Here is a 12,173-nt window from a genome sequence, read left to right on the forward strand (position 1 = left end):
GGTTCGGGTGGCTTGGACGACGAAGCGGAACTGCGGACGGAAGGGGGCGTCCGGCGGGGCGAATGAGGGGAATATGCCGAGAATCAGGCCGTTTCCGGGAGCAACCTGCCCGGGCTGTGCTGGCGTCGGAATTCGCGGGGGGTGATGCCGAAGACCTTGCGGAAGTGGGTGGTGAGGTGGCTTTGGTCGCAGAAGCCGACTTCGAGGGCGACCTCGGCGGTGGGTTTGGAGGAGGCGAGGAGGAGTTCGCGGGCACGTTCGACGCGGCACCGAATGAGGTACTGGTGGGGGGAGAGGCCGGTGGCGCGCTTGAAGAGCCGGGCGAAGTGGAAGGTGCTGAGGCTGCAGTGGGCGGCGAGTTGGCCGATGGTGATGTCGTCGGCCAGGCGGGCCTGGAGAAAGTCGATGGCCTGGCGGAGTTGGGCGCGGCTGAGGCCGCCGTTGGAGGGAGCGGGGAGGGCACCGCATTCGGAATGGCGGGCGACGAGATGGGCGGCGAGGGCGGTGGCGAGCGATTCGCCGTAGGTGGCACCGGCCGGACAGCCATCCTGGACTTCGCGGTGGAGGGACATGATCAGGCTGTGCACGAACGGATCGTCCATGGGGATCCGTGGGATCAGGTCGACAGAATTGGGGCCGCGGGCCAGGTCGTGAGTGGCCAGGCGGACGAACTGGGGATCGAGGGCGACGGCCACGATCTCACCGCTGTGAAGGGTGCGGCAGGAGAATGGGAGAAGGGCGGGGACGAAGATGACCTGGCCCGGGAGGAAGCAGATGGAGCGGTAATGGCCATTGTCGCGCCATTCGAGGATGGAGGGTCCCTCGATCTGGGCGATGAGGACATGTTCGAGGGACGTGACGTTGGCGACGTCCTGGCGCCGGCCAGCGGGGTGATGTTCGAGGAACAGGCTGGACCACGGAGCGGCGCGACTGGAGAGCAGCGGGGGTTGGGAGATGGCGGCGCGGCGGGTGCCGTTGGCCAGTTCCACGAGGGTCAAGCGCCGGTCCGCACGCGGTGCGGAGGACTTCTGTGGGAGGTCGATGACAGCCTTCACTTGTGGTCGGAGTAGGAGACGACGAAGGAAGGACGGAGGCAAGGCCGGATCGGTTACATTTGTGATTTCGGGATGAGGAACCCGGGCCAGGGCTGGGAAGACCAAACAGGGCGACCCCGGTGAAGGGGTCGCCCTTCTCTCACGATGCGTTGGTCGGAGCGAACCGGGGACTGGGAACCCGGACGCCGCAGCGCACCTCGCTTACACCCAGGACCGCGGCTGGCCGAGGGCGCCCGATGCGCCAGCCGGGCAGGCTTCCAGAAGGAACGGACTGGAAGCGGCCGTGGGCGCCGGGGGTAACTCGGTGACCGGGATGGGCACGTGAGAGTTCATGGTAGGGGGATTCGCCTGAGGGACCCGATCGACCGGACCGGGCGCCTGACTGACGAACCCAAGATGAATTGAGCATTCCTCATGCCACCCGTCGGCGAGCGGTGGGGCGGGAGAGGCTGTCGGGTAGGCTAACCGGTTACGGTCAGGTGACTTGCGGGTGTCGATGGGAGGAATGGAACGGGCACCGTCGGGGGCTCCCCCGATCGGGGTATTGTCAGGAGATCCGACGGTGGGGTGTTGAACCGCGTTGTGGGCTGGGTGTAACTGGCTGGCGTTGAGTTGGTTGAAGAGCCGGTTGGGAGTGTAAAGGGAACGGATCAGGGGAGGCGTTCCCCGGCGAGCACCCAGGCGATGTTGAAGTGGGCGTGTTTGATCGAGGAGTGGGCGGGTTTGCCATGGCCATCAAGGGGCAGATCCGTCCGGGCGGTACTGAGGTGATGGCTGTAGGTGACGTGGAGAGTGCCGTCGCGGGACTGGAGGATGCTGGGGTAATGGTAACGACCGGCGAGGGGGCCGGGGGGGTCGTCTTCGAGGGCCCGACGATGGGACCAGGTGAGACCGTCGTCGTCGGAGAGCATCACCACCAGGCGGTGGCGTCCGGATTCGGTGTCGTTGCCGATGAAGAGCCAGCGTCCGTCGTGGAGGACCACGCCGTCGGTGCCGGCGCCCGGATTGGGGATGTCGGAATTGGTGACCGGGGACCAGGTGAGGCCGCCGTCGCGGGATTCGCTTTGGGGGACGCGTTTGGGCGGGGGTCCGTTGTCGCGCATGTAGGCGACGAGGGAACCGTCGCGGCGCTGGAGGATGTGGGGTTGGATATTGCCACCGCCAAGCAGGGGGGCGGTGGTGGTCCAAGTGGCGCCATGATCGTCGGAGACGGCCATGAGGGAGCAGGAGAAGCCGTCGTGATAGAGGGGCAGGATGATGCGGTGGCCTTCGTGGAGGTAGGGATGGGCGCGGGTCATCCAGCCGAGGCGGAGGTAGAGTTTGTCCTCGACCTGGTGTCGGAAGACATCGAGGTAACGTTCGACTTCGCGGCGCATGGAATCGGGCATGGGATCGGATTCGAGCCGGCGTTCGACCGAGGGGAGCCACGCCTGGACGGCCTCCTGGAACTCGGGTCCCGGGGTGACGTGGAGGACGCCGTCCTGTTTCCAGCGGGGCGGACCCGGACGTTCGAAATCGTCGCTGATCCGGTATTTGAGGAGGGCGCTTTCCCAGAGGTTGGCGAGGATGGTGGGCCAGATGAGCCAGAGGCGGCCTTGTCCGTCGAGGAAGAGGGTGCAGTTGGTGTCGGGGTAGCCGGGGGTGTCGGCGAGGAGGAAGGGTTCGCTCCAGGTTCCGGCACCTCGGCGGAGACGGGCACCGCGGATCACGACGTCATCGGCGCGGCGTTCGCCGGAGCCGTGGAACCAGCAGACGAGGAGGTCGCCGCGGCGGGTTTCGATGAGGGTGGAGCCGTGGTTGTGCCAGTGTTCGGGAGGGAAGATGAGGCGGGCATTGAGGAAGGGGGTGTCGGCCTGGCGGAGGCGTGGGGCGGCGAGGGAGGCGGGGAGATGGGTCAGGAGGACCAGGGCGACCGTTGCGAGGAGGCTCGCGGTGAGCAGGCGGGAGGTCGGGCGAGGGTGTCCCGTGGACCGCGATCCGTTCGGGGAAGGGATGGCGCATGGCGGGAGTGGACGCAGGGGGGTGGCGCGGGCGGAACCGGCGTGGAGACGGCATGGTCCGGACGGCCGGATGGGCCGCAATGGGATTGCGGGGCGGGACATGGCGGATAGGATCGCGGCGATGAACGGGCGAGTGCAACGAAGACTTGCGGCGGGCGTGGTGGCCGTCGCGGTGTGGATGGCCGGGGCGACGGGGGTGTGGGGTGAGGAAAGCGGCATCGGGGGATCCGGCCTGCCCGGGGTGCGGCATGTGGATGTGGACGGGGCGGAGCGGTTACTGCGGGAGGAGCGGGGGGTGGTGGTGCTGGATGTGCGGACGCCGAGGGAGTTTTCGGAGGGACGAATCGCGGGATCGACGAACCTCGATTTCAACCATCGGGGATTTGCGAGGGAACTGGCGAAGCTGGACCGGGAGAAGACCTACCTGGTCACCTGCGCGGTGGGGGGGCGGAGCGGCAAGGCGTTGCCGTTGCTTTCGAAGCTGGGTTTCAAGTCGGTGGTGCACCTGGATGGCGGGGTGAAGGCGTGGGAGGCGGCGGGGAAACCGGTTGGCAAGTAGGGGTGGACACGCTGCCCATTCGAGCGTTGGAGGGGCCGCTAAGGGTGGCCCTGGGCCGGGTGTCGCGGGTGGTGCTGACGGCCCCGACGGGTTCGGGGAAGTCCACCCAGGTGCCGCAGATGCTGGTGCGTGGCGGACTGGCCGGGACCGGGCAGGTGGTGGTGTTGCAGCCGCGGCGGCTGGCGACGCGGTTGCTGGCGAAGCGGGTGGCGGAGGAGTTGGGGGTGCCGCTGGGAGGGGAGGTCGGGTACCGGATCCGGTTCGAGAACATCTCGGGCCGCGACACACGGATCCTGTTTGTCACCGAGGGGATTCTGCTGCGGCAATTGCTGGAGAACCCGCGGCTGGAGGGGGTGTCGGCGGTGATCTTCGATGAATTTCATGAGCGACATCTTTACGGGGACATCACCCTGGCGCGGGCCTTGCAGGCGCAGGAGGCGGGACGTCCGGACCTGCGGCTGATCGTGATGTCGGCGACGTTGGAGACCGGCCGGCTGGCGGCCTATCTCGAACCGTGCGAGGTGCTGTCGGCGGAAGGGCGGACGTACCCCGTCGAGATCGAGTATGCGGAGCGGCCGGCGTATTCGGATGCGCGTCCGGTGTGGGAACGGGCGGCAGAGGCGGTTGGGGATCTGGTGCGCCGGGGGGAGATGGGGGACGGGCTGGTGTTCATGCCGGGCGCGTTCGAGATCCAGCGGACACTGGAGGCGTTGCGGGGACGTCCGGAGGCGCGGGGGTGTCTGCTGCTCCCGCTGCATGGGGAGTTGCCGGTGCGGGATCAGGACGCCGCGGTGGCGCGGTACGACCGTCGCAAGATTGTGGTGACGACGAACGTGGCGGAGACCTCGCTCACGATCGACGGAGTGCGCTGGGTGATCGACAGCGGGCTGGCGCGGGTGCCGCGTCATGATCCCGGACGCGGGATCAACACGCTGCTGGTCGAGCGGATCAGCCGGGCGTCGGCGGACCAGCGGGCAGGGAGGGCGGGACGAACGGCTCCGGGGGTGTGCCGTCGGTTGTGGTCGCATGAGGAACAGGCGTCGCGGCCAGCGGCTGAAGTGCCCGAGGTGCGGCGTCTCGATCTGGCGGAAGTGGTGCTGATGTTGAAGGCGGGGGGTGTGGAGGATCTGGGGACGTTTCGCTGGCTGGATGCACCGGAGCCGGCGGCGATCGAGCATGCGGAGGAAGTTCTGCGGGACTTGGGTGCGGTGGAGGCGGTGCGGGGGACAGTCGGTGGCTCGGGAGCGGAGGCGGAAGCGGGAGCGGAAGCGGAAGCGGGAAGTTCGGGCAGCCGGTTGACAGCGCTGGGGCGGCGGCTGCTGACGTTCCCGGTGCATCCGCGGTATGCGCGGCTGCTGCTGGCGGCGCGGGACGAGGGGTGCGTGTATCACGGCGCCCTGATTGCGGCGCTGACGCAGGGGCGGGACATCCTGTTGCGGAAGGTGGATCGGGAGACCGAGCGGTTCCGGGAGGATCGGCTGGGGGACGTGGAGGCGTCGGACTTCTTCCGGCTGATCCGGGCGTGGGAGTATGCGTCGGCGGCGGAGTTCCGGTTGGAGGCGTGTCAGCGGGTGGGGATCCATGCGGCGGCAGCGCGGCAGGTGGCGCCCTTGCTGCGGGCGTTTCTCGGGCTGGCGGAACGGGAGGGATGGGACACGCGGCCGGGCGCGCTGGACGAGACACGATTGCGCCGGTGTGTGTTGACGGCGTTTTCGGACCATGTCGCGCGGCGGCTCGACCGGGGGACGTTGCGGTGCGAGATGGTGCATGGGCGGCGCGGGGTGCTGGCGCGGGAAAGTGCGGTGCAGGACGCGATGCTTTTGGTGGTGGCGGAGGCTCGGGAGGTGGGGGGACGCAGTGGCGAAGTGAACACGATTCTTTCCCTGGCCACGGCGATTGAAGCGGGCTGGCTGGAAGAGATGTTTCCCTGGGATTTGAAGTCGGAGGTCCGGGTGTCCTACGACGGAGTGGCCAAGCGGGTGGTGGCCGAGGGGTTGGTGACGTTTCGCGGGCTGGCCATCGACACCTGGCGGGTGGATCCGCCACCGGCGGAAGCGGCGGCGCGATTGCTGGCGGACGAGGTACTGGCGGGGCGCCTGACTTTGACCCGTTGGGACCACGGCGTGGACCAGTGGATTCTGCGGTTGAACGCCCTGGCGCGGTGGTGTCCGGAACTGGGGTTGCCGCCGATCGGTGAGGACGAGCGACGGGAGTTGGTGGCGCAGATCTGCCATGGGGCGGCCGGCTACCGGGATCTCAAGGAGCGCGAGGTTCGGGGCGTAGTGCGGGGCTGGCTCAATGCGGAGCAGCAGCGATGGATCGACCAGCATGCTCCCGAGCGGGTGACGCTCTCCAACGGACGCACGCCGAAGGTGGTTTACAGCGCCGGGACGCCGCCTTGCGTCGCGCTGCGGATCCAGGAATTGCAGGGGGTCACCCAGGTGCCGCGGTTGGCCATGGGACGGGTGCTGGTGACCGTGCAGATTCTGGCGCCGAACATGCGTCCGGTGCAGGTGACACAGGACCTGGCGAACTTCTGGCGGGAACATTATCCGCGGGTGAAGTCGGAACTGCAGAGGAAGTATCCGAAGCACGCCTGGCCCAGTGTCTCGCCGGAGGGTGGGTGAGGATCGGGGTCATCGGAGCGGGGATTGCCACGATTGCGGGCGACTGAGCCGGGCATTTCTTTGGCCGGCTGAGGCTGAAGCCGGGACAGCAAACGGGGGGACACTGGATCGACTGGGGTCAACAAACTCCATTTAGTGAGTCAGGCATTAAACAATTGATGATGACGCACTCCCTCCAGCCCGGTACTTCGGGAAAGTTCACGAGGGTCCTGTGAATGAATGTGAATGAATGAATGAATGGGTGGGGATGACCGCGTCCTTGGCCGGTCAGAGTCAATATTAAAGAGATTGACACTTAGAAGTGGTGGGAAAGTTCGCTCGCGGTCAACAAACAAGATAATGCCAGGCTCATTGGTCAATTACGGTCAATGGCAAACTGCCGGGCTCATTGTTTGATTGTTTGGGTCCGCCAACCCCATCCCATGGTTTGGGCCGCGAGTCCGGTCAGGGTTTGGGATCGTGATCGGGATCAGGATCAGGAGTATCGGCCTCGGGTTGGGCGACGTTGGTGAGGCCCATTTCGGCGAGGTGACGGAGGTAACGGCGCTTGGCGCCGAAGAGGGTCCAGTCGCGGGCGCCGTGGCGGAAGTCGAAGCCGGCGGAGAGGATTCCGTAGCGGGCGTAGGCGATGCCGTCAGGTCGGCCTCCGGCAAGGATCAGTTGGGCGAGGACCTCGGTGGAATCGCCGCGCAGGCGCAGGTCGTGCAGTTGGATGCGGTGGCGGTCCATGGCGAGGGCAACGGAGCCGTGCAGGCGATGGATGTTGGGGACGAACCGGGCCCAGGCGGACGAGTTGGGGTCTTCGCGGAGGAGGGCGAGGAGGGGGCGGAGATCGAGGAGATTGAGGACGACGTCGGCGGAGAGGGCGCGGGAATCGTCGAGGGCCAGGGTGGCTCGGTCGAGGTCGAGCCGCAGGTGCCAGCCTTCGGGCGAGCGCGGGGGTTCGCCAACAACGACGGCGTTGGTCAACAGGACGTGGGCGTGGTCGAGGGAGAGCACCCGGGGCGTCGCCTCGGACCGGGCGAAGCGGGAGGCGATTTCAAGGGTGCCGGCGTAGGTGTCGTCGCCGACGCGCACCGCGAGGTGGGGCGCCTCGATGCGCAGGGTTCCCCGGCCGGCGCCTGCGATGTCGCGGTGGTATCCGGCCGTCAGTTGAAAGGCCCCGCGGTCGAAGGCGACGAGGTCGTCGTGAGTGAGGAAGGGGTTGAGGACGCGGACGTCGGGGAGGGTGAGCGGGCCGACATCGAGTTGAACGGCGACGTGCCGGAAACCGTGTGGCAGGACGGGATCGGCGGCTTCGGCACGCAGGCGGATCGAGCCGGACTGCGCGGGTTGGGCCGGGTCGTCGCGGTGATGGAACCGGAGCTGGTCGAGGTTGACGGTGAGGAGGCTGCGCGGGGCGCCATCGGACTCGGTGACATCGATGAGGAGATCGGTGATGCCCTCGGCCAGGACGGGTCCCATGCGAAGGGTGAACTGCGGGGCGCGCGCGCGCAGTTGAGTGCCCGGGAGGAGGCGCCCGGCCTCGATGCGGATTCCGGCGTCGATCAGTCCTCCGCCTTCGATCGCGAGTTCGGTGGTTCGACCGAGATGCCGGGTGAGAGGGGAGAGGGTAGCGAGGTTTCCGTGGGCACGGAGGTCGGCTTCCACATGCTCAAGCAGGGCGGCACCACGGACCTCATGGAAGCGGATGGAATCGAGTCGCGCTTGTCCCCGTATCGTGAGTTGGGTGGCGAAGGGTGCGTCGTCGAGTGTCCAGGTGGCGTCCGGGAAGTCGAGCTGCCGGACGTCCGCCTCGAACGGTCCGCGGAGGGTATGGTGAACGGCAGCGTCGATCCGGGCATCGGGGCAGGCGATCCGGAACTGGTCGAAGCGGAGGTCCCGCACATTGCGGAGATGAATGCTTGGGAGGTCCAGGATCCACGGGGTTGTGCCGGGGGAACGCGGCATGGACGGGACTGGGCCGGTTGTGGGTTCGGAGGGGACGGATTCGCCCGGGGTGGGGCTTTCGGGGCGGCTGCTGGCGTCGGGCAGGGCGGGGTGAGGTTCGAGGTGGAAGGTGACTCCCGAGAGGGTGACCGACTGGCCGAGGACGCGCCGATGGCGGAGGGGGAGCAGGGCGACATGGACGTCCGCGTGGTCGGCGGTGGCCGACCATCGATCGTGCCGGCCGTGTCCGCGGACCTGGACGCCGGAGAGTTGGATGCGGCCGGGCCAGAGGCAGCGGCCGGAGGACCAGTCGATGGAGAAACGGTCGGGATGCCGGTTGAGGGCGCGTTTGAGGAGGCCTGTATTGAGGGCGAGATAGGCGGAGACGAGCCAGAGGACTTCGGCGACGAGAGCGATTCCGAGCGTCAGGAGCATCCAACGGCGGGAGCGGGAGAGGGATGAGGAATCGGACCGCATGCGTTCAGGGGGGATGGAGGGGGCGTGCCCCGGTGGAACAGGGACCGGGAAGCGGTGGTGGGGCGGACCGGACCATGTCTGGGTGATCCTGCGGGCTGCGGGGGCGGCTGCGAGCGATTTCGGCGGCTTGTGCCGGGGTGGAGGCGGGACCTACCGTGCGGGCTGCGCTGGGTCCCGGGAGTGTATCCGGAACGGGTCCGGCGCATGTGCCATGGAAGACCTTGAAGGACAGAAGGACGACGTGCGGATGGGAACGGGAACGGGAACGGGAACGGAGGACGCGGGGGCCCTGTTGGGACCGTGGCCGGGACCGTATGGCGGGGTGCCGCCCTTCGACCGGGTGCGTGTCGAGCTGTTCGGTCCGGCGCTCGAGCGGGCGATGGAGGGGTACCGGGAGGACATCCGGGCGGTGGCGGGGACGGTGGCGCCGGCGGACTTCGCCAACACCATGGAAGCGTTGGAGCGGGCGGGCCGGGCCTATGACCGGGTGCGGGTGCTGTTCGGGGTGTGGAGTGCGACGGCGAACGACGCGGCGTTCCGGGAGGTGGAGACGATCTGGCAGCCACGCTTTGCGGCCTTGCGGGACGAAGTGATGCAGAACGCGGGGCTGTTTCGGCGGGTGGAAGCGGTGGAGGGGCTGGGACAGCGCGACACCTGGACGCCGGAACAGCGCCGGCTGGTCTGGCTGCACCACACGGAATTTGTGAGGGCCGGGGCGAGGTTGGGGAGCGCGGGCAAGGAGCGGGTGGCGGCGGTGAACCGGAGGCTGGCGGAATTGTTCACGCGGTTCCGGCAGAACCTTCTGGGCGATGAGGAGGAGTTGGGGACGTGGGTGGACCGGGAATCGGATCTGGATGGATTGCCGGAGACCCTGCGGCGGGCGGCGGCGTCCCAGGCGGAGGCGCGGGGTGGCCGGGGGCGCTGGTTGATCGCCAACAGCCGTTCGAGCGTGGAGCCGCTGCTAACTCTGGCGACACGTCGGGACCTGAGGGAACGGGTATGGAGGGCCTTCGTGGCACGGGGCGATCATGCGGGGCCGCGGGACAACAAGCCGGTGATCGCGGAGATCGTGCGGTTGCGGGCCGAGCGGGCGTCCCTGCTGGGCTACGCCAGTCACGCGCACTGGCGGTTGGAACATTCGATGGCGGGATCGCCCGACCGCGCGATGGCGTTGATGGAGACCCTGTGGGGACCCGCCGTGGCGCGGGTGAGGGAGGAAGTGGCCGCGATGCAGGCGCTGGCCGACGCCGAGGGCGGCGGGGTGCGGATCGCCCCGTGGGACTACCGGTATTATGCGGAGAAGGTGCGGCGGGAGCGGTTCGCGCTGGATGAGGCGGAGTTGAAGCCGTACCTGCGGCTGGAGTCGTTGCGTGAGGCGATGTTCTGGGTGGCCGGGCGCCTCTTCGACTGGGAGTTCCTGCCGGCGGCGGACGTGCCGGTGATGCATCCCGACGCGAGGGTGTGGGAAGTGCGGCGTCGCGGGGGCGGGCTGGTCGGGGTGTTCTACTTCGATCCGTTCCTGCGGGCGGGGAAGCGGTCGGGGGCCTGGATGAGCCTGTACCGGGCGGGGGAACGGTTGGAGGGGGAGGTGACGCCGCTGGTGGGCAACCACTCGAATTTCGTGCCGGGCGGGCCGGGGGAGGGCGTGACGATTTCCTGGGAGGACGCGCGGACGTTGTTCCACGAGTTCGGGCACGCGGTGCACGGGCTGGCGTCGGAGGTGGTGTATCCGTCGTTGTCGGGGACGCGCGTGGCGCGGGACTATGTGGAACTGCCGTCGCAGCTTCTGGAGCGGTGGCTGATGTCGCCCGAATTGCTCGAACGGTTCGCCCGGCACGAGCGCACGGGAGAATCCATGCCGGCGGCGCTCATCGGGCGGGTGCGGAAGGCGGCCACGTTCAACCAGGGATTCGCGACGGTTGAGTTTCTGGCCAGCGCGCTGCTCGACATGAAGCTGCACGTGGCGGGGTCGGGCAGGGACCTTGATCCGGCGGCCTTCGAGCGGGAGGCGCTGTTGGAACTCGGGATGCCGGCCGAGATCGTCATGCGGCACCGGCTGCCGCAGTTTGCGCATCTGTTCGGGGACGACGGGTATTCGGCGGCGTACTACAGCTATCTCTGGGCCGACATGCTGACGGCGGACGCGGCGGAGGCGTTCGAGGAGGGGGAAGGGTTGTTCGACCGGGCGGTGGCGGAACGGCTGCGCGTGCATGTGTTGTCGGCCGGGAACACGGTGGATCCCGCCGAGGGGTACCGGCGGTTCCGGGGCAGGGACGCGCAGTTGGGGGCGCTGATGCGGGATCGGGGTTTTGCCGGCAACGGGGGCTGACAGGAGGTGGGGAGCCGGACGGCCGGGTGCCGGGAACTCGGGCGGAGTGCGTGTCACGAGGGTGTGAAAGCGTGGTGCGGGCCGCGGTTGAGGGTTGCGCGGGCTCGCGGGCGCGGGGGCAAGGTGCGCTTTGTCGGGCGCTCAACCCGCCTGCCCGGCCCGGCCGTTTTTTTCGCTTCTTTCGGCCGGATCCGCCTTGCGAACCCAGAGAGGAGATGTGCAGCGATGACGACCGGCTACCTGATCGACATGGACGGGGTGATATACCGGGAGAACCAGCTCATTGACGGCGCGGAGGAATTTGTGCGCGTCCTGCTGGCGACCGGGACTCCGTTCCTGTTTCTCACCAACAATTCCGCGCCGACCGGGGAGGACCTGACGGTGCGGCTGCGGCACCTGGGAATCCACGGACTGACGCCGAAGCACTTCTACACCTCGGCGATGAACACCGCGGATTTTCTGAGCGAGACGCACCCGAACTGCACGGCGTTCGTGGTGGGCGAAGGAGGGCTGACGGCGGCCTTGCATGAGCGACGGATCGCCAACGACGCGATCCATCCCAACTACGTGGTGGTCGGGGAAGGGGCACCGACCTCGGAGAAGCTGACCAAGGCGCATGAACTGATCGAGAAGGGGGCGCGACTGGTCGCGACCAACCCGGACAACTGGTGCCCGGTGGCCCGGCAGAAGACGCGGCCCGGCGCCGGGGCGCTGGGGGCCTTTCTTGAAGCCAGCACCGGGCGGCGCGCCTACTACCTGGGCAAACCCAACGGCTACATGTTCCACCAGGCGCGGCGACGGTTGCGGGAGGGTGCGCTGAACAAGGTGGAAGAGGTGGTGATGATCGGGGATACCATGGAGACCGACATCCGCGGGGCCGTGGAGGCCGGTTTGTTGGGCTACCTGGTGCTGACGGGGTCCACCCAGCTCGAGGACGTGGGCGACTACGTCTATCAGCCCAGCCGCATCCTCCAGAGCGTCGCCGAGCTGATTGAGGAAGTCCGAACCGGCCAGCCTGCGGCCGGATCCGACAGCCCGTACTTCAGCCACTCCAAGAACGGCGGCCACAAGCAGGGAAACCGGCATCAGACGGACATTCTGGCCCTGCACAAGCCGCGTCCGCGCCCTGCGATGACCAAGTGAGATGCGGGTGTTCGGGTGGAGAGGGGATGACGTTGGAGTGGGGGTTGCGTGAGA

The 12,173-nt window shown here is 67.9% G+C and carries 7 protein-coding genes; 4 read left to right on the forward strand and 3 right to left on the reverse strand.

Annotated elements, in window-relative coordinates; all coding sequences use genetic code 11:
• Positions 1-83: 83 nt before the first annotated feature.
• Both KF833_03105 and KF833_03110 read right to left on the reverse strand, forming a co-directional pair.
• The gene (locus tag KF833_03105) at positions 84-1,055 is read right to left on the reverse strand and encodes a helix-turn-helix transcriptional regulator (GenBank protein ID MBX3744272.1); all 972 of its coding nucleotides are present in this window, start codon (positions 1,053-1,055) and stop codon (positions 84-86) included.
• Between the two features lie 650 nt (positions 1,056-1,705).
• Positions 1,706-3,157: an exo-alpha-sialidase gene (locus tag KF833_03110; GenBank protein ID MBX3744273.1), complete on the reverse strand. Its 1,452-nt coding sequence runs from the start codon at positions 3,155-3,157 to the stop codon at positions 1,706-1,708.
• 19 nt (positions 3,158-3,176) lie between these two features.
• Between KF833_03110 and KF833_03115 the strand changes: the two genes are divergently transcribed.
• Entirely contained in the window at positions 3,177-3,614 is a 438-nt protein-coding gene (locus KF833_03115; GenBank protein ID MBX3744274.1) for a rhodanese-like domain-containing protein, read from the forward strand.
• A complete protein-coding gene (gene hrpB, locus KF833_03120) occupies positions 3,581-6,241 on the forward strand; it encodes an ATP-dependent helicase HrpB (protein ID MBX3744275.1) in 2,661 nt (886 codons plus the stop codon). Before KF833_03115 ends, hrpB begins: the two co-directional genes overlap by 34 nt.
• 444 nt (positions 6,242-6,685) lie before the next feature.
• Here the strand turns inward: hrpB and KF833_03125 are convergent, their stop codons facing one another.
• Positions 6,686-8,647 (reverse strand): hypothetical protein, encoded by a 1,962-nt coding sequence (locus KF833_03125; GenBank protein MBX3744276.1) that lies wholly within the window; start codon positions 8,645-8,647, stop codon positions 6,686-6,688.
• 211 nt (positions 8,648-8,858) lie between these two features.
• On the opposite strand from KF833_03125, the gene KF833_03130 reads away from it, so the two are divergent.
• Together KF833_03130 and KF833_03135 are read left to right on the forward strand one after the other, a co-directional pair.
• Positions 8,859-10,976 carry a M3 family metallopeptidase gene (locus KF833_03130; GenBank protein MBX3744277.1) on the forward strand — a complete coding sequence of 706 codons (2,118 nt, stop codon included), beginning with the start codon at positions 8,859-8,861 and terminating at the stop codon, positions 10,974-10,976.
• 225 nt (positions 10,977-11,201) lie between these two features.
• On the forward strand, positions 11,202-12,119 hold the full coding sequence (locus tag KF833_03135) for an HAD-IIA family hydrolase (protein ID MBX3744278.1): 918 nt from the start codon (positions 11,202-11,204) through the stop codon (positions 12,117-12,119).
• Positions 12,120-12,173 lie beyond the last annotated feature (54 nt).

The sequence above is a fragment of the Verrucomicrobiia bacterium genome (assembly GCA_019634625.1).
Classification (GTDB): domain Bacteria; phylum Verrucomicrobiota; class Verrucomicrobiia; order Limisphaerales; family CAIMTB01; genus CAIMTB01.